The sequence below is a fragment of the Marinobacterium sp. xm-d-530 genome (assembly GCF_013283365.1).
Taxonomy (GTDB): Bacteria; Pseudomonadota; Gammaproteobacteria; order Pseudomonadales; family Balneatricaceae; genus Marinobacterium_E.
This window is the reverse complement of sequence record NZ_WBYM01000004.1, coordinates 94,903-111,193: the sequence shown is the minus strand read 5'-3', so window position 1 is coordinate 111,193 and position 16,291 is coordinate 94,903. Positions and strand designations below refer to the sequence as shown.

General features: G+C 48.7%; 19 protein-coding genes and 4 tRNA genes. 5 read left to right on the top strand and 18 right to left on the bottom strand.

Translation table 11 applies throughout. The annotated features are described in order from the left end of the window. The first annotated feature begins 10 nt into the window (after nt 1-10). Complete coding sequence (locus XMD530_RS07800) at nt 11-535, top strand: DUF3833 domain-containing protein (RefSeq protein WP_371731758.1); 525 nt, start codon at nt 11-13, stop codon at nt 533-535. Here XMD530_RS07800 and XMD530_RS07795 read toward each other — a convergent pair. The 3 genes from XMD530_RS07795 to XMD530_RS07785 are packed head-to-tail and all read right to left on the bottom strand — an operon-like array spanning nt 507 to nt 2,378. Then, nucleotides 507-932, bottom strand: a complete 426-nt coding sequence (locus XMD530_RS07795; RefSeq protein WP_173481383.1) for a nuclear transport factor 2 family protein — start codon at nt 930-932, stop codon at nt 507-509. The genes XMD530_RS07800 and XMD530_RS07795 overlap by 29 nt on opposite strands. Then, the gene (locus XMD530_RS07790; protein WP_173481384.1) at nt 929-1,663 is read right to left on the bottom strand and encodes an SDR family NAD(P)-dependent oxidoreductase; all 735 of its coding nucleotides are present in this window, start codon (nt 1,661-1,663) and stop codon (nt 929-931) included. The genes XMD530_RS07795 and XMD530_RS07790 overlap by 4 nt, the downstream gene beginning before the upstream one ends. Before the next feature lies 1 nt (nt 1,664). Beyond that, on the bottom strand, nt 1,665-2,378 hold the full coding sequence (locus tag XMD530_RS07785; RefSeq protein WP_173481385.1) for a DUF6134 family protein: 714 nt from the start codon (nt 2,376-2,378) through the stop codon (nt 1,665-1,667). A gap of 100 nt (nt 2,379-2,478) precedes the next feature. On the opposite strand from XMD530_RS07785, the gene XMD530_RS07780 reads away from it, so the two are divergent. Then, a complete protein-coding gene (locus XMD530_RS07780; RefSeq protein WP_173481386.1) occupies nt 2,479-3,033 on the top strand; it encodes a peptidylprolyl isomerase in 555 nt (184 codons plus the stop codon). Here XMD530_RS07780 and XMD530_RS07775 read toward each other — a convergent pair. From XMD530_RS07775 to XMD530_RS07750, 6 genes are read right to left on the bottom strand one after another with little or no spacing between them, the layout of a single operon-like run. Then, entirely contained in the window at nt 3,030-5,237 is a 2,208-nt protein-coding gene (locus tag XMD530_RS07775) for a heavy metal translocating P-type ATPase (RefSeq protein WP_173481387.1), read from the bottom strand. The two genes, XMD530_RS07780 and XMD530_RS07775, sit on opposite strands and share 4 nt — an antisense overlap. A gap of 9 nt (nt 5,238-5,246) precedes the next feature. After that, nucleotides 5,247-5,687 carry a YiiD C-terminal domain-containing protein gene (locus XMD530_RS07770; protein WP_173481388.1) on the bottom strand — a complete coding sequence of 147 codons (441 nt, stop codon included), beginning with the start codon at nt 5,685-5,687 and terminating at the stop codon, nt 5,247-5,249. Beyond that, complete coding sequence (locus tag XMD530_RS07765) at nt 5,680-6,240, bottom strand: nitroreductase family protein (RefSeq protein WP_173506989.1); 561 nt, start codon at nt 6,238-6,240, stop codon at nt 5,680-5,682. Before XMD530_RS07765 ends, XMD530_RS07770 begins: the two co-directional genes overlap by 8 nt. Before the next feature lie 11 nt (nt 6,241-6,251). Then, nucleotides 6,252-7,076, bottom strand: a complete 825-nt coding sequence (queF, locus tag XMD530_RS07760; RefSeq protein ID WP_173506988.1) for an NADPH-dependent 7-cyano-7-deazaguanine reductase QueF — start codon at nt 7,074-7,076, stop codon at nt 6,252-6,254. Then, nucleotides 7,076-7,849: an ABC transporter permease gene (locus tag XMD530_RS07755; protein ID WP_173483389.1), complete on the bottom strand. Its 774-nt coding sequence runs from the start codon at nt 7,847-7,849 to the stop codon at nt 7,076-7,078. Before XMD530_RS07755 ends, queF begins: the two co-directional genes overlap by 1 nt. Continuing rightward, complete coding sequence (locus tag XMD530_RS07750; RefSeq protein ID WP_173481392.1) at nt 7,849-8,772, bottom strand: ABC transporter ATP-binding protein; 924 nt, start codon at nt 8,770-8,772, stop codon at nt 7,849-7,851. Before XMD530_RS07750 ends, XMD530_RS07755 begins: the two co-directional genes overlap by 1 nt. A gap of 82 nt (nt 8,773-8,854) precedes the next feature. Here XMD530_RS07750 and XMD530_RS07745 point away from each other — a divergent pair, with 82 nt between their 5' ends. Next, entirely contained in the window at nt 8,855-9,268 is a 414-nt protein-coding gene (locus tag XMD530_RS07745; RefSeq protein ID WP_173481393.1) for a PA2817 family protein, read from the top strand. Nucleotides 9,269-9,279: 11 nt separating this feature from the next. Here XMD530_RS07745 and XMD530_RS07740 read toward each other — a convergent pair. The 6 genes from XMD530_RS07740 to XMD530_RS07715 all read right to left on the bottom strand — a co-directional run bounded on the left by XMD530_RS07740 (nt 9,280) and on the right by XMD530_RS07715 (nt 11,222). Beyond that, nucleotides 9,280-9,355 (bottom strand) — tRNA-Gly (locus XMD530_RS07740). 5 nt (nt 9,356-9,360) lie between these two features. After that, nucleotides 9,361-9,436: transfer RNA gene (locus tag XMD530_RS07735), tRNA-Glu, on the bottom strand. A gap of 16 nt (nt 9,437-9,452) precedes the next feature. Next, nucleotides 9,453-9,528 (bottom strand) — tRNA-Gly (locus tag XMD530_RS07730). Nucleotides 9,529-9,531: 3 nt separating this feature from the next. Next, nucleotides 9,532-9,607 (bottom strand) — tRNA-Glu (locus XMD530_RS07725). 151 nt (nt 9,608-9,758) lie between these two features. Further along, nucleotides 9,759-10,601: a pirin family protein gene (locus tag XMD530_RS07720; protein ID WP_173481394.1), complete on the bottom strand. Its 843-nt coding sequence runs from the start codon at nt 10,599-10,601 to the stop codon at nt 9,759-9,761. A gap of 33 nt (nt 10,602-10,634) precedes the next feature. Then, on the bottom strand, nt 10,635-11,222 hold the full coding sequence (locus XMD530_RS07715; protein ID WP_173481395.1) for an FMN-dependent NADH-azoreductase: 588 nt from the start codon (nt 11,220-11,222) through the stop codon (nt 10,635-10,637). Between the two features lie 113 nt (nt 11,223-11,335). Between XMD530_RS07715 and XMD530_RS07710 the strand changes: the two genes are divergently transcribed. Next, nucleotides 11,336-12,214 (top strand): LysR family transcriptional regulator, encoded by an 879-nt coding sequence (locus tag XMD530_RS07710; protein WP_173481396.1) that lies wholly within the window; start codon nt 11,336-11,338, stop codon nt 12,212-12,214. On the opposite strand, the gene rmuC is transcribed toward XMD530_RS07710, so the two are convergent. Beyond that, nucleotides 12,196-13,635, bottom strand: a complete 1,440-nt coding sequence (gene rmuC, locus XMD530_RS07705) for a DNA recombination protein RmuC (RefSeq protein WP_173506987.1) — start codon at nt 13,633-13,635, stop codon at nt 12,196-12,198. The two genes, XMD530_RS07710 and rmuC, sit on opposite strands and share 19 nt — an antisense overlap. 104 nt (nt 13,636-13,739) lie before the next feature. Between rmuC and XMD530_RS07700 the strand changes: the two genes are divergently transcribed. Next, complete coding sequence (locus XMD530_RS07700; protein ID WP_173506986.1) at nt 13,740-14,768, top strand: Gfo/Idh/MocA family oxidoreductase; 1,029 nt, start codon at nt 13,740-13,742, stop codon at nt 14,766-14,768. On the opposite strand, the gene XMD530_RS07695 is transcribed toward XMD530_RS07700, so the two are convergent. Together XMD530_RS07695 and XMD530_RS07690 are read right to left on the bottom strand one after the other, a co-directional pair. Next, a complete protein-coding gene (locus XMD530_RS07695; RefSeq protein ID WP_173484603.1) occupies nt 14,765-15,382 on the bottom strand; it encodes an L-threonylcarbamoyladenylate synthase in 618 nt (205 codons plus the stop codon). The two genes, XMD530_RS07700 and XMD530_RS07695, sit on opposite strands and share 4 nt — an antisense overlap. Before the next feature lie 15 nt (nt 15,383-15,397). Then, nucleotides 15,398-16,246 (bottom strand): PHP domain-containing protein, encoded by an 849-nt coding sequence (locus tag XMD530_RS07690; protein WP_173494821.1) that lies wholly within the window; start codon nt 16,244-16,246, stop codon nt 15,398-15,400. Between the last annotated feature and the right edge of the window lie 45 nt (nt 16,247-16,291).

Here is a 16,291-nt window from a genome sequence, read left to right as displayed (position 1 = left end):
AGTTTTACTGATGGTTATGTTGAGTGGGTGTTCACAGATGCAGATCGATCAAATCAGTCAATCGCAGCCAGAATTGAAGATAGAGGAGTACTTCAATGGCAAGGTCTATGCTTGGGGTATCTTCGAAGATCGTTTTGGCACCATCAGACGTCAATTTCAAGTTGAGATTGATGGAAACTGGGATGGCCAAAGGCTCACCTTAGATGAACAGTTTCTCTATGATGATGGCGAGCGCGACCAGCGCATTTGGGAGATCACATCATCCAACCCAGGTCGTTATGAAGGCCGCGCAGATGACGTTATTGGTTCAGCAACCGGAACCAGCCAGGGGAATGCATTGAACTGGCAGTATGACATCGATTTAAAAGTGGGCGATGGCAGCTGGCGTGTCACCTTCGATGATTGGATGTTGCTGCAACAAGGCGGAGTACTGATCAACAGAGCCTATGTCAAAAAGTGGGGGTTCACGATTGGTACCGTCACCCTAAGCTTTATGCGCGGTGATGCTATGAAGGAAGCGCCATTTTCGCTTTGATCGAGCGCAGAATTCGTCCTAGAAGGGGTAGTTTCATGTACAAGGGTGCACTATCCCAATAGTCTAAATGTTCAGTAATCAATCCGCTCTCATTAATAGAGAGACGACTGACCCCCTCTGTTGTAAACACCCCCAATACAGGCAACTTTGCACGGAACTCCCACCGAACATAAGCCGCCTCTGGCTGTTCACACCATTCAAAGACGGTAAATGATGGATCCTCTGAGCGTTCAAACATATCGGTCAGAATTTCACACATCTTCGAAAAGCCACGAACGTCATTAAACGGATCGGCGAATCGAACATCTGGAGTCACCAGTGATTCAAACTGAGTGACACTGTCCGGTGTTAAGTTCTCAAAAAGCTCAACGTATTGTTTTACCGATGTTTGATTCATCGTTTAGTGACTCGTTTTACCAGAGGGAAATAGAGTTTGTAGGGCAAGTGCCGCAACAAGGCAAGTGTAGCAGCAAAGAGTTTAGGAAAGCGGATCTCAAAACTACGCCCTTTCAGCCCTTTCACAATCTCCGCAGCGGCTTGCTCAGGCGATATCAACGCGGGCATTTGAAATTGATTCTTGTCTGTGAGAGGTGTCTTAACAAAGCCCGGATTGATCAACCGTATATCGACCTTTGAATCCTCTAGCTCAACTCTCAGGGACTCGCACAAATTGATCAGCGCAGCTTTAGAAGCACCGTAGGATGATGCATAAGGGAGTCCTCGGTAGCCTGCTAGAGAGGAGATGACACCAATTTGCCCACCTGATTTAAGATAGGTAGGAAGTATCGCCTCCAGCAGGTAGACCGCCCCGAAATAGTTCACCTGCATTAGCGATTCACAGTTATCTGCATTAAATTCAGTGGCTGGCATCTCTTGGTGCGTACCCGAGCTGATGATGACTTTATCGGGCATGCACTCTTGGCAAATCTCGGCCCAAGCGTTAATACAGGAATCGCGATCTGTCACATCCAGAGGCATATATTGGCAGCCGATAGACTCGGCAAAGGTTATTAAGCGCTCTTCGTTTCGAGCACTGATTAGGACTTGATAGCCCTCATCCAGGTAAGCCTTAGCGAGCGCAGCGCCAATTCCGGTACTGCCTCCAATTATCCAAATTCGACTAGCCACGCTACTCCCTATTCTGAGCCAGAGAGGTCTCTTTAATCAGCTGACCTCCGTTCCATATCACCTGAATATCAGACCCATCCTTGGCTTTAAACTCAAGTGCTCGCCATCGCCCATCGCGATCGTACCAACTGACCGTTCTATCCAGATCACCGCCAAGGCGATAGCCATCCAATTGTACGGTTTCACCTCGGGCATCTAAGAGCGCAGAGCCCACAGACTCTGGTGAAATCTCATCCATATTACCGGTGATACTATTTAATACCTGCCGCTGATCAAGAATCTGCCGATACCAGTGATGGGTCGTCATTAACTCCGCTGGGTAGGCATGCACTCGCCCTTTTTTATCCACTGTCTCTAAAACATCGGATTTTTGGACGGCCGTGACCGATGACTCTTTTTTGTTGCTAACCGTTTTCACGTTGAGCTGCATGAGTCGATCATTTTGCCAAACCTCATTAGCCTGATATCGGTACTCATAGTTGAAAAAGCCAAAGACTTTCGCCGTTAACTCCATCTCGATCTCAGCGGCGACACGATCGTGGGTGACATCACTGAAACGAAGTGTGTAATGACCGACCGGCTCACCTTTGCGATAGACATCGTAAGTGATGACTTCTGGGTAGAGCTTGGCCTGACCAACCAATTGAGAGGCATTCAGGATAGGCGCTAAAAAAAGCCCCATCACAAAAACAGACTGTCTAATTATTAACATCATAGTCTGGATTACGACACCGAGAGAAAAGTGGTTCTCAGCCGGCAAGAAATTGGGTAGTCTTAGACTAAAGAATTAGTATAAAACGACTTGGAGATAATCGATGCGTTTCAAGAACAATCTGTTCATCGCTTCACTTGTTCTAACCGCTCCGCTGGCTTTTGCTGGTCCTAAGGTAGTGATGCAGACCAGCATGGGAGAGATCAAATTTGAACTCAACGATGAGAAAGCCCCCATCTCTACCGAAAACTTTCTGAACTATGTCGACAAAGATCATTATGAGGGTTTGGTTTTTCACCGAGTCATTCCAGGCTTCATGATTCAAGGCGGTGGTATGGATGCCGAGATGCGTGAGAGAAACACGGGCAGCCCGATTAAGAATGAGTCGATGAATGGGCTGAGCAATGTTCGAGGTTCCATTGCCATGGCCCGAACCCAAGCACCTGATAGCGCCACAGCGCAGTTCTATATCAACACAGTTGATAACTTAGGTCTTGATGGACGAACCAATCGCCCTGGATATGCGGTGTTCGGCAAAGTCATAGAAGGGATGGAGGTCGTCGATAAGATTTCCGCGGTACAAACCGGCAATGTCAGTTACTACCGGAATGTACCAAGAGAGCCGATCACAATTTTGAGCCTAGAACGTATCGATTAGCGCGATAGGTTCACTTGGTTCAGCCTGCGCGCATTGGCAACGACCGTCACTGACGACAGTGCCATCGCTGCGCCGGCGATCATCGGATTGAGTAAAAGACCAAACACGGGATATAGAATACCCGCAGCAACAGGAATCGCCGCGACATTGTAGAAAAATGCGCCGAACAAATTCTGTTTGATATTGTTGACCGTTAATCGCGACAACTGAATCGCATCCGCTACCGCATGCAAAGAGTTCTGCATCAGTGCTACATCAGCAGAAGCTAACGCCACATCAGTACCACCACCCATTGCATAACCAACATCCGCTTGCGCCAGCGCTGGGGCGTCATTAATACCATCCCCAACCATAGCAACCACCTCACCCTCGGCCTGAAGTTGGGCGATTGTCTGCAGTTTTTGCTCAGGCTGAACACCGGCAATGACTTCACTAATGCCTGCTTGTTTGGCGATCGCTTCAGCCGCCACTGAGTGATCGCCCGACAGTAGTACTAATCGAAGACCCATCACTTTGAAACGCTCGACGGCAGATTGACTATCATCACGAAGGGCATCATTCAAAGCAAACAGGGCTAAGACTCGGCTGCTATTAAACAACCAGACCAATGAGGCGCCCTCTTCACTCCACGCTTCTGCATCACAGACAAAATCGGATGAATCGATATCAAAGGTTTCCATCCATTGCCCGCTACCCAAACGATAGGTTTCATCGTCAATGACCGCTTCCACACCAGAACCAGAGATCGATCTGAATTGATCAACCTCGCAAGCGCCTCCCTCGAGTGAATGACTTAAGGCTTTAGAGAGTGGATGCTCAGAGTGTGAAGCAAGCGTTTTGGCGATTGCTGCATACTCAGGTGCAGCATGCTGATGAGTCAGTGAGGGTTTGCCTTGAGTCAATGTGCCGGTCTTATCCATGACGACACAGGTCAGGTCTTGTGATCGCTGCAGGGCATCGCCCTCTCGAATAAGCACACCCATTTTAGCAGCACGACCCACACCCACCATCACTGCCATTGGGGTCGCCAGACCCAACGCACAAGGGCAGGCCACAATTAATACGGTCATGCTGGCTAGAGTGGCATAAGACCAAGTCGGTTCTGGACCAACAAACCACCAGAGTGCAAACACAAGCAGTGCAATAAGAATGACGACGGGTACAAAGATAGAGGCTATTTTATCCGCCAACTTACCCAGTGCAGGTTTGCTGTTTTGTGCCTCTCTGACAGACGATAGGATTTGAGCGAGGCGAGTCTTCTGCCCTACTTCGGTCACACGAACCAGTAAAACGCCCTCACCATTGAGCGTGCCTCCGGTCACTTGGTCATCTAACTGACGTTGAACTGGAACAGACTCACCGGTCAGCATCGATTCGTCAACATAGCTACTGCCTTCAACCACTAGGGCATCAACCGGTATCGTCTGTCCTGGTAGGACTCGGACCAGATCACCAGGCAGCAGGAGTTGAATAGAGACCTCTTTGGCTTCACCTTCAATCACTTTTAGCGCTGTTTTCGGTTGTAAATTCATTAGGTGACGCAAGGCTTCTGCGGTCTGATTTCGCCCCTTAGCCTCTAAGGCTTGACCCAGCAGGATGAAGCCAATAATCATAACTGAGGCTTCAAAGTAGAGGTGTCTGGCTTGCGTGGGGATCGACTCTGGAATCCATTGAATGAACATCAGCAGAAGTGCTGAATAGAGCCAGGCTACCCCGGTGCCCAAGGCAATCAGTGTATCCATATTAAAATCGAGACGTTTAAAACTCTGAAGCGCCCCTCGGAAAATATGGCCACCTGAGTGGAACATCACCATCGCGGAGAGTGTAGCCGTGATTAGGCCATTCACCAGACCCTCTGAACTCTCCACCGGCGGCATGAGGCCTGCCAACATCTGAACCATCAAAAATGCACCCAGGCCAATCGCAACCCAGGCATGAGTGAAGGTCTGTTTTAGCTCTTGTTGATTCTGTTGATCACGAGCCGCAAGATCCTCTTCATTCTCTATAAGAGCGGCACCGTAGCCAGCATTGATGATCAGTTGTTCAACCTCAGTGGTTGGAAGATTCGACTCAACAGTAGCTGTTCGATCGGCGAAGTTGATCGCAAAATCAGAGATATCATCAGAAGCATTCAAGGCCTTTTCGATTGATCGAACACAGCCGGCACAACTGACTTTTGACAAAGCATATTGATGGATCGTCATGACACACTCCTATCGCTGTATAGCGGCGTAATCACCCTGCAGTTCAAACACTGTCTGCTCATTACCCACGGCGACGCTGATTGGTAGCCGCGCACGCTGTTTCTCTTGAAAACGCTGCCAGAACTGCTCAACGACAGCGTCATCTGGCAGTGTCGCAACCGCTTTCAGGCGATCGGTGACAGGGGCTAAATAGCGCTGTTCGCTTTTGGCAATCATAACATCGGCATCAATGCCACGCTCTCTGAGCCATAAGGTCAGCAGACACCAACCGCTCAGTGTCGCGATGGAGGCTATGGAACCCGCAAAGCCCGTTCCCTTATCGTTCAGATTCGGTTCTAGCGGTGCACTAAGTTGAAGTTGATTGCCAGTGTAATCGATCTCATCAATCTGCATAGCAGCCGTTAATGGAATGGCCTGATGCAGCCAACTAAGAAACGCCTGATCACTCACCCGTCCACTCCGCAACATATAGGGACTGATCCATTTCTGGAGCTTGGCGATCTCGCATTGGTTGACCTAAATAGATGAAGCCGACGATCTCTTCATTGTCATTAAGACCCAATCCCTTCTGCACATTCGCATCAAACATCAGATCACCCGAACGCCACATAGCTCCGACACCTTGTGCGTAAGCTGCCTGAACCACAGCTTGCGCGGCACAGGCGGCTGTCATTACCTGCTCAATCTCAGGCACTTTAGGGTGCTGTTGTATCACCGCAATCGCGACCACGATCATCGGTGCTCGAAGAGGCATATTCAGTAGGCGATTTTGTTGCGCCTCTTCAATATCAGGATTCTTAACTAAGGATGCATTAAGGTAGAGCTGGCCTAAACGATCAAGCGCAGATCCTTGAATGGTTAGGAAGCGGTAAGGTCGAAGCAGACCGTGATCGGGCGCTCGCGATGCGGCCTGAAACATCAGCTCCAGCTGCTTTGCTGTAGGCGCAGGCGCTTCCAACATGCCACAAGAGGTACGCTGGGTTAACAGTTCAATCGCATCCATCACAGGGCTCCTTATTGTCGGCTTAATCGTGGATTTTTTGGCAAAGTATCGAGCGTACTACGGTAAGGGTTGATATCCAGACCGCCTCGGCGCACGTAACGCGCATAAACCGTCAACTCTTCGGGCTGACAACGCTCTAAAATATCCATAAAGATCGTCTCTACACACTGCTCATGGAAATCGCCGTGTTCACGGTAGGAGATCAGATAGCCTAGCAGACCCTCCTCATCTATTTTCGGTCCACTATAACTGATTTGAACGCTCGCCCAATCGGGCTGACCTGTCACTGGACAGTTGGATTTAAGCAGGTGAGAAATCAGTGTCTCGGTGACGTTTTCACCTTGACTTGATAGTAGCTCAGGAGCTGGTTCGTAGTGAGCCACCGTGATATCAAGATCATCAATGCAACGACCGTCAAAGGATTCAATCTGCACCGCATCTTGAGGAGAGGTCAACGTCACCCGAACCTGACCGCCCGCCGCGTCTGATAGATCTTTAGCCATCTGAGCAGCCACCTCATCAGCAGAGTCAAAGCGACTCAGATTGTAGGAGTTTAGGTAGAGCTTAAATGACTTAGACTCGACGATATGCGTCGACCTTGCTGGGATATGAAACTGAGCCAGTGCAACAATCGGTTTGCCCTTAGCGTTCAACCAACTGATCTCATAACTGTTCCAGATATCTTCCCCAAAAAAGGGCAAGGTGGAGCGATCAACGCCGCGCGCTTGCCAATTGATATCTCGCTCTATGGGGTAAAGCAGTGAGGGATCGTACTGATTGGCGTAGACCGTCTCTTTACCTAGGGGTGAGTGGAGGACCTTTTCTGGTTCGTTCATTAGCTTCGAATCCCCTTACCTGTGTTTAGAAGGTGCAGCGCAAAGCCACCTAACACTGCAATAAACAGAATGATCATGCCAAACGCAAAGGTGACGTCAATATCACTAACGCCCAAGATTCCATAACGGAATGTATTCACCATGTAGAGAATGGGGTTGAGCTGAGAGACCCCCTGCCAAAACTCAGGCAACAGTGAGATTGAGTAAAACACGCCACCTAAATAGGTTAGAGGCGTCAGAATAAAGGTTGGCACCACCGCAATATCATCGAACGAATTCGCGTAGATCGCATTGATGAAGCCACCCAATGAGAAGACGACAGCAGTCAAAAACAGAATGCTGAGCGTTACAAAGGGGTGCGCTAACGTCAGATCAGTGAAGAACAGCGACAATAGAGTGACGATGAATCCAACGGCTAAACCACGAGCAACACCACCGATGACGTAACCGGCCAAAATCACCCAGTTAGGCACCGGTGCGACGAGCAGCTCTTCAATGTGACGTTGAAATTTAGTACCGAAAAATGACGAGACGACGTTTCCGTAAGAGTTGGTAATCACCGACATCATAATCAGACCCGGCACGATGAACTGCATGTAGTCGAATCCATCCATCTCACCGATCCGAGAGCCAACCAGATTCCCGAAGATAATAAAGTAGAGCGTCATGGTGATCGCAGGCGGAATCAGTGTCTGAACCCAAATTCGAGTAAAGCGTCGAACCTCTTTCACTACGATTGTTGAGAAGGCAACCCAAAGAAGATTTCCGTTCATTATTTAGCCCCCTTGTGTTCAACCAGTTCGACAAACAACTCTTCAAGACGGTTGGCTTTATTACGCATACTAAGCACGGCGATGTTTTGCGCTGTTAACTGCGCGAATACGCTGTTGAGACCATGCCCCTTAGGCAGATCGACTTCCAGGGTATGCTCATCGACTAAACGCGCTTCCAAGCCATCGAGATCGGGGAGACTCTTAAGATCTCGATCAAGATCTAGAATAAAGGTCTCGTTATTCAGTTTAGCCAACAACGATTTCATTGAACTATTTTGAATAATTTCACCCTGATCGATGATCGCGATATTGCGACAGAGTGACTCAGCCTCTTCAAGGTAGTGAGTCGTCAGGATGATCGTCGTGCCCTCTTCGTTGATCTTGGTAAGAAACTCCCACATCGATCGACGTAGCTCAATATCCACGCCTGCAGTCGGCTCATCCAGAATCAGCAATTTAGGGTTATGAACCAACGCACGAGCAATCATCAGACGACGTTTCATACCACCTGAGAGTTGGCGTGCTCGATTGTCACGTTTATCCCATAAACCCAAGGCTTTTAGGTAGTGCTCTGCACGCTCTTTGGCAATAGAGGAGGGGATCCCGTAGTAACCCGCTTGAGTCACAACGATGTCTTCAACTTTCTCAAAGAAGTTGAAGTTAAACTCCTGAGGGACAATGCCCATGCAGAGCTTTGCTTGGGTCAGGTCAGAATCAATATTGTGGCCAAAGACTGACACACTACCATCCGTTTTATTGACCAAGGATGTGACGATACCCAATGTGGTCGATTTACCCGCCCCATTGGGACCTAGCAGAGCGAAAAAATCGCCCTGCTTTACATCCAGATCGATCCCTTTAAGCGCTTTAAAGCCATTCCCGTAGGTTTTTTCCAACCCACGAATTTGAAGAGCAAGTTCCATTCAGTGCTAACCTTTGAGAAAATTAACTCAGTAACGTATTCATAGTTAAACGCAAATTATACAGACAAACAGGGACTATCCGTTGACCGATTTTCATCAATTTCATCTAAATCTACTGAAGCTTGGCTATAACAACCTTATAAAGCAGCCACCTTTCAACAGTGACGAAACCTTAACAACGGAGTCCGATGAGCTGCTTGCGCTGTTTGAACAGACAATCGCTGCCTACGAAGAGCACTCAGCGGACGCGTTTGAACTGGGCCAGACCCTAATGACGCGAATCGTGGGAGCATTCCCACAACACCTACCCCTGCTATCTCGCGATTTACTCTGGCTATTTGGCGGTGATTGTATTCACTATCTGGGCGATGAGGAGATTGCACAGTACCAAGCACTCGACGAAGCACGATTCGAGCAAGAGTCACAAGATGCAACAATTGACTATCTTCAGCTACGAAATATGATGATTACGCCGTTAGACGATAAGAGACATTAAGAAGAGGAGATTGGAGCGGGAAACGAGGCTCGAACTCGCGACCTCAACCTTGGCAAGGTTGCGCTCTACCAACTGAGCTATTCCCGCAAAAATGGCGTCCCATAGGGGGTTCGAACCCCTGTTACCGCCGTGAAAGGGCGGTGTCCTAGGCCACTAGACGAATGGGACGTCGTAGACAATACATTGGAGCGGGAAACGAGGCTCGAACTCGCGACCTCAACCTTGGCAAGGTTGCGCTCTACCAACTGAGCTATTCCCGCGGATGGCGTCCCATAGGGGGTTCGAACCCCTGTTACCGCCGTGAAAGGGCGGTGTCCTAGGCCACTAGACGAATGGGACAACACTTAATGTATTGCGTTCCTCTGTGAGGAGGCGCAAATAATACGGAGCACCCTATTAGCCGTCAACCCCTCATTTCGAAAAAATTACAATTTTCCTCGAATATTTGAGTCAACTGATTAAATTCTAGGCACCCTCCCCGTTAAAACCTCTAACCTGTCAAACGGTTGGCACGATAATCGGCAATCGCCTGCTCTATCTCATCCGTTGTATTCATGACAAACGGACCATACTGAGCAATCGGCTCACCGATCGCTTCACCCGCAATCAACATCAGTCTCGCCCCCTCTGCACCCGCTGTCAGTTGAATCGCATCACCGTCGGACAACTCGGCTGCCTCATGGATCTCTAGCTTATCATCAGCAAGATAACCCGTCCCTTCGAATAGATAGACAAAACCTGACAGGTTCTCAGCGACAGGCAGTTCAAGCTCGGCATTCGGTGATAAACGAACCTCCATAAAAATGGGCTGACGACTGATCCCTGAAACTGGCCCAGTGTAGTGCTGACCATCAAACTCAAACGAACCCGCCACCAATCGAATGAAGGCATTAGGTAGTTGAATCTCGGTGATCTCCTCGGGTTCAATATTTTGATAAGCCGCCGGCTTCATCTTCTCGCTTGCAGGTAGATTGACCCATAACTGGAATCCGCGCATTAAGCCGTTCTCTTGCTGAGGCATCTCTTCATGAATCACACCGCGCCCCGCTGTCATCCACTGCACACTCCCTGGACGCAGGATCCCCTCATTACCCATATGGTCACGATGTTTCATTAAGCCATCGAGCATGTAGGTGACTGTCTCAAAACCACGGTGCGGATGGGCAGGAAAACCGGCAATGTAGTCATCAGGATCGTCTGACGAGAAGCAATCCAACATCAGAAATGGATCGATGCGTGCGAATTGGCTTTTGCCTACACTGCGACGAATCCGAACCCCAGCACCATCCATACTGTCGACGCCGGGCACTCGACGCTTAATCACTCGGTTCATAACGATTCTCCTTTTTATTGTCGTTTCAGCCGTTTACACAAACGCTGCTCGAGCCTGTTCTAGTGACTGATCTCGATGCGTATCCATCGCGAGCCCTTCAGCCAAAACAAGACGAGTATCTTTAAGCCCAATAAAGCCTAGGAACTGTTTTACAAAATCAACCTGGAAATCCTGACCCTGCTCTGCGTAAAGACCACCACGAGTTGCAACTAGGTATACGGGTTTATCTTCGATTAGACCTACTGGGCCTTGTTCTGTGTAATGGAACGTCACCCCAGCACGAGCCAGGTGATCAAACCAGGATTTAAGCTGACTTGGAATATTGAAATTGTACATTGGCAAACCGATAACAATCGTATCAGCCGATTTAACTTCAGCAAGCAGTGCGTCAGCAAACTCAACGATAGCACTCTGTTCAGCGTCACGCTCTTCAGCCGGACTATTCAATGCTGTTACTCGGTAAGCATCCAAATGAGGTACAGGATCACTAGCTAGATCACGCTCGATGACCACGCCATCACTGTTTTCATCCAGCCATTTATCAACAAAGCTTTTCGCCAGTTGCGCTGACTGACCATTGTCACCAAATAGAGAGGTTTTAATATGAAGTAGAGTCGCCATTTCAATATCCTTTTAAAAAATTATCTGTTTGATGAGGTGATAATCTCATCTATAATTTCGATGATAAATAGCAAAATTTAGATTTATATGATCGATATATTAGATGAAATGAGATGATATCTTTAGAACAGTGGCAAGCTCTGATTGCTGTAGCGGATAGCGAAACCTTTGCGAAAGCAGCCGAATCAATCAATAAAAGCCAATCAACACTAAGTTATGCCATCAAACAGATTGAGCAGAGTACCGGCGTAATACTTTTCACCACTCAAGGTCGGCGTGCGGTCTTGACCACAGAGGGTGAACAGTTAGTTGTTCATGCCCGCGAGCTGATCGCACGAGCAACCCGCATTGAGACTCTCGCCAGTCAGTTTGCATTGGGCGCAGAGGCTCGTATCAAACTTCGTATTGAGGCAATTTACCCGAACAGCATCATTCTCGAGGCGCTAGAACGTTTTTCAAAACAGCAACCGCAGACCAAGATTGACTATCAACGCTCTGTTCTTAGCGGTTCTGAGCAGGCTCTGCTAGAGCGGAATGCCGATATAGTCATCGGTGGTCGCGTGCCACCAGGGTTTGTCGGTCAGAGTTTAGGACGATTTAGATTTGTAGCGGCCGCTGCCCCCTCTCACCCACTGCATCAAATTGAGACACCCATTACCCTCGAAATGCTTCAAGAGCACCGACAACTCGTCGTGAGAGACACAGGCGTTCGTAATATTGATGCGGGGTGGCTCGGGGCCAATCAGCGTTGGACGCTTGATTCGCCCGATCTCTCTATTGAGGCTGCTATTAAGGGTATGGGGTTCGCCTGGTACGCCGAAGCGCTGATTGCAAATCACCTCGCCAGCGGAGCGTTAAAACCCCTCAATTTAGCAGAAGGCAACGAGCGCTTTGCAGAGCTTTACCTAATACTGACGCATGGAGAAACATCCACTCCAGGAGTAAAAGCGTTAGCGCACCTGATCACCGAGGTTCAATCAGAGTTTTGTTGAGGCTCAATTCTTACTGGGTCAGATGTGTCTGATGCGCCTGCTGTATAGGGAGATTCTAATTCAAGCGAGGCTTTTTCAACCAAATCAGCCGGTAGCTCTTTTTGAACAGAGACACCCAACTCTTTAAACTCAGCCGCCTGTTTGATGAGGTTCCCCTTACCTGAGTAGAGCTGACCCAAGGCTTTATCGTAACTGGTGCGCGCACTGTCGAGCTTACGTCCAACATCTTGCATACTCATAAGGAAAGAGCTGAGTTTGCTATAGACTTTTTCTGCACGGTCGGCCAGCTGAGCACTGTGTTTTGATTGATCTTCAAAGCGCCACAGCTGACGCACAATATTCAAAGCCGTTAATAGCGTCGTTGGTGTTGCCACCAGTACCTGCTTTTCAATCGCCTCTTGGAATAGCGTCTCATTGTATTTGAGCGCTTCAACATAGGCCGATTCAATCGGCACAAACATCACAACCACCTCTGGTGAGTTGAGCCCATTGAGCTTGAAATAGCTTTTGTCGGATAGCTCTTTAATGCGAGCTTGCATCGCTTCAGCATGCTCTTTGAGCGCCTGAGCCCGCTCATGGGGATCTTCCGCATTTACGTAGCGTGTGTAAGCAGATAGTGAGGTTTTGGCATCAATAATCAAATGCTTGTTCTGTGGAAGATAGACCACAACATCAGGGCGCTGTCTCCCCTCTTCAGTATTGATGCTCACTTCACGCTTGTAGTCTTTACCTCGGCGCAATCCACTGGAATCGAGGACATTTTCGAGCATCAGCTCACCCCAGTTACCCTGCATCTTCTTCTGACCCTGAAGCGCGGAACTGAGTCGCTCAGCTTCCGTAGTAATTTTCGCATTGAGATCTTTTAGCTGCTGCAGTTCCGTCGTCAGCTTGGAGCGCTGCTCGTTATCAAACTGGTGTATCTTCTCGATGCGCTCTTTGAACCCTTTCATCTCAGACGTCATCGGTTTTAACAGAGCGTCCAAACGCTGCTGGCTCTGCTCCTGAAAGCTTTTCCCTTTCGCTTCAAGAATCTCTTGCGCCAGCGCTTCGAACTCCCTTTTTAAAAGGGTACGACTCTCTTCCAGCTGTTTGATCTGCTGAGCGAAATGCACCTCTTTCTGCTCAAGTTCAGTGTCACGACGCGCTTTCTCTTCACCCAACTGCATTAGCTGGTTTCGTAACTGAGCCGACTGCTGCCTCTCAACCTCCAACTCGCCTTTTAACTCAGATAGACGGGACTCCTTTTCTGCAATCAGGGACTCTTTATAGGTCAGTTGAGACTCGACCACCGCCAACTTAGATTCAAGCTGCACTTGCTGTTGAGCCACCTCTGAAAGTCTATGGGCAAGGGATGAGCGGTGCCATAGATAACCCACAACTATGACAACAACACTGAAACCTAACGCGACTAACAACTCCAAAACCCACTCCTAAAACCGATCAAACAGCTTGTTCAAATTAAGGACACAGATTAACCTGTTTCAATAAGTGGACCCAAGCCCCGAGTTAAGAAATAGAGCATTTAATGACGATAAAAACCGCCATCATTGGCTATGGATTTGCAGCTAAAACCTTTCACGAGCCTTTTTTAAGAACACTTGATGGCTATGAACTGATTGCAGCTAGCGGATCTAATGCAACCGAGGCCAAACAGTACTGGCCTGAGATGATCGCCTATCGCCACTATCAAGAGATGCTCGAATCGAGCAGTGCGGAACTCTACATTGTCACCACTCCAAACGATTCCCATTTTGAGATCACTCAGGCTCTGCTTAAAGCCGGAAAGCGGGTTATCCTCGACAAGCCCGCCTGCACATCGAGTTCACAGTTGAACGAGTTAATTCGTTTAGAGAAGGAATCATCGGGCTCGGTCAGCATCTTTCAAAACAGACGCTGGGATGGTGACTTTCTCACCCTTAAAAAGCTACTTAGGTCAGGTCGATTGGGTGAAATCAGACGTTTTGAGTCGCACTTTGATCGTGCCAGGCCAATCCCTAAAACTCGCTGGCGCGAACTTCCCGGTGAGGGAGCGGGCATCTGGTTTGATCTTGGGCCTCACCTTGTTGACCAAGCCTTGCAACTCTTTGGTAAACCCTCAGCCGTCACCGCGGATATCAGGACGTTAAGGGAGGGAGCTTCTGTTGATGACTATTTTGATGTACTGCTTCACTACTCAAACACAGTCGTTAAACTGCACAGCTCACCCTTCTGCTTTGGCCGCCCTCTAAGATTCGATGTTCAGGGAACCCAAGGTCGATTTGTGAAATATGCACTGGATCCTCAAGAGGCGCAGCTGATTAACGGCAAAGCATTCTCTACGCCAAGTTGGACCGCAGAGGAGTTTGCTAATTTTGGCAGATTGCATAACGAACAAGGCGATGAGAGGGTCACAACAGAGCCAGGCAATTACGCCCAGTTTTTTGAGCAGGTTAAAGGCTTTATAGAGGGTGTTGCAGAGAACCCCGTCCCTTTGGAATCTGTTGTCGATCAAATCGCCATTATTGAAGCGGGATTTCTATCCTCACAGGAACAGAAGAGTATCGAGCTCATTTAGAATGTATCGGTAGGTCCTGCACCTTCACGAACAATAACGACTTCGTCATCTGTCAGGTTTAGCACTGTCGTTGGATCCATACCGCAGTATCCACCATCGATAACAAGATCAACAGCATGCTCTAGCAACTCGCGAATGTCATAAGGATCAGTAAGAGGCATCTCTTCATCAGGCATGATCAGAGTCGTACTCATGATCGGCTCGCCCAAGGTTTCTGCGATGGCCATGGCAATTTTATTATCCGGTATGCGAATCCCAATGGTACGGCGCTTAGGATGCATTAAGCGTCTAGGCACTTCCGTCGTCGCATTGAGAATGAAGGTATAAGCACCAGGAGTATGTGACTTAATAAAGCGGAACATACTGTTACCTAACTTTGCGTAGGTTCCAATCTCTGAGAGGTCACGACAGACAAGCGTGAAATTATGCTTATCATCGAGCCTGCGAATACGCTGAATACGCTCCATGGCGTTCTTATCACCAAGGTGACAGCCTAGTGCATAACCTGAATCCGTCGGGTAGATAATCACTCCGCCCTTATTCAAAATCTCAACGGCCTGCGACACCAGTCTCGCTTGCGGGTTATCGGGGTGAATCGAGAAGAACTGGCTCATAGTAACTCCGTGCCCTTAAGCACATAACTGCTCAACGATGACTCGTTGTGCATCAAAATGGGGATAACGACCTAACGCCGTCCAACGTTGATCGGGGGAGTGGAAGTCACTGCCTGCAGAGACCCAACAATTTGCTCGATCAGCCAACTTAATCAGTTCATGCTGATGACCCGGTGTCACTCCAGGATAGCTCACCTCTAACCCATCAGCCCCCGCTGAAAGCATGTCAGCCATCAGTTCACGAAGCTTAGTAAAGGTCATCTTGTACTTGGTGGGGTGAGCCAGAATCGCCACGCCACCTGCCTCTTTAATCAGTGCAATACTCTGCTCGATGGCAGGCCATTCCGCTTTAACATCGCCCGCACAACCTTGACCTAAGTATTTATCAAAGGCCTCTTGCATCGACTCGACTTTACCGAGCTCTAGTAGCGCCTGTGCAAAGTGGGGGCGACCAATTTGCCCCTCTCCTGAATACTGTTTAGCCAGATCAAACAGACCTCGAGCAACACCACGCTTCTCTAATCGCGCTGCAATCTTCTCTGCACGCTGGTACCTGAGCTGAATTAAGTGATCCATATAAGCTTCAAACTTGTCAGAACTGGGATCGAAGCCAAGTCCCACCAGATGAATAACGCGACCACGCCAGTCACAGGTCAACTCAACACCGTTTATAAACTGGATGCCGAGGCGATCTGCTTCCGCTTTCGCTTCAGCCAATCCACCTAAGGTATCGTGATCCGTCAATGCCATGACCTTCACATCGGTTTTGGAGATGCGCTGCACTAACTCCGTTGGACTTAAGGTGCCATCGGAAACATTACTGTGCATATGAAGGTCAAATTGACCGATTGCTGGAATCATCATTTTTAACTTTGCGTTTGAGCTTTTATACTGTGGCAAATTTTTCAG

What these genes read in the sequence shown, in the direction of transcription:
- XMD530_RS07800 (WP_371731758.1), top strand. Translation starts at nt 11, where the DNA reads ATGGTTATGTTGAGTGGGTGTTCACAGATGCAGATCGATCAAATCAGT.
- XMD530_RS07795 (WP_173481383.1), bottom strand. Translation starts at nt 932, where the DNA reads ATGAATCAAACATCGGTAAAACAATACGTTGAGCTTTTTGAGAACTTA.
- XMD530_RS07785 (WP_173481385.1), bottom strand. Translation starts at nt 2,378, where the DNA reads ATGATGTTAATAATTAGACAGTCTGTTTTTGTGATGGGGCTTTTTTTA.
- XMD530_RS07780 (WP_173481386.1), top strand. Translation starts at nt 2,479, where the DNA reads ATGCGTTTCAAGAACAATCTGTTCATCGCTTCACTTGTTCTAACCGCT.
- XMD530_RS07775 (WP_173481387.1), bottom strand. Translation starts at nt 5,237, where the DNA reads ATGACGATCCATCAATATGCTTTGTCAAAAGTCAGTTGTGCCGGCTGT.
- XMD530_RS07765 (WP_173506989.1), bottom strand. Translation starts at nt 6,240, where the DNA reads ATGGATGCGATTGAACTGTTAACCCAGCGTACCTCTTGTGGCATGTTG.
- queF (WP_173506988.1), bottom strand. Translation starts at nt 7,076, where the DNA reads ATGAACGAACCAGAAAAGGTCCTCCACTCACCCCTAGGTAAAGAGACG.
- XMD530_RS07755 (WP_173483389.1), bottom strand. Translation starts at nt 7,849, where the DNA reads ATGAACGGAAATCTTCTTTGGGTTGCCTTCTCAACAATCGTAGTGAAA.
- XMD530_RS07750 (WP_173481392.1), bottom strand. Translation starts at nt 8,772, where the DNA reads ATGGAACTTGCTCTTCAAATTCGTGGGTTGGAAAAAACCTACGGGAAT.
- XMD530_RS07720 (WP_173481394.1), bottom strand. Translation starts at nt 10,601, where the DNA reads ATGAACCGAGTGATTAAGCGTCGAGTGCCCGGCGTCGACAGTATGGAT.
- XMD530_RS07715 (WP_173481395.1), bottom strand. Translation starts at nt 11,222, where the DNA reads ATGGCGACTCTACTTCATATTAAAACCTCTCTATTTGGTGACAATGGT.
- XMD530_RS07710 (WP_173481396.1), top strand. Translation starts at nt 11,336, where the DNA reads ATGATATCTTTAGAACAGTGGCAAGCTCTGATTGCTGTAGCGGATAGC.
- XMD530_RS07700 (WP_173506986.1), top strand. Translation starts at nt 13,740, where the DNA reads ATGACGATAAAAACCGCCATCATTGGCTATGGATTTGCAGCTAAAACC.
- XMD530_RS07695 (WP_173484603.1), bottom strand. Translation starts at nt 15,382, where the DNA reads ATGAGCCAGTTCTTCTCGATTCACCCCGATAACCCGCAAGCGAGACTG.
- XMD530_RS07690 (WP_173494821.1), bottom strand. Translation starts at nt 16,246, where the DNA reads ATGATGATTCCAGCAATCGGTCAATTTGACCTTCATATGCACAGTAAT.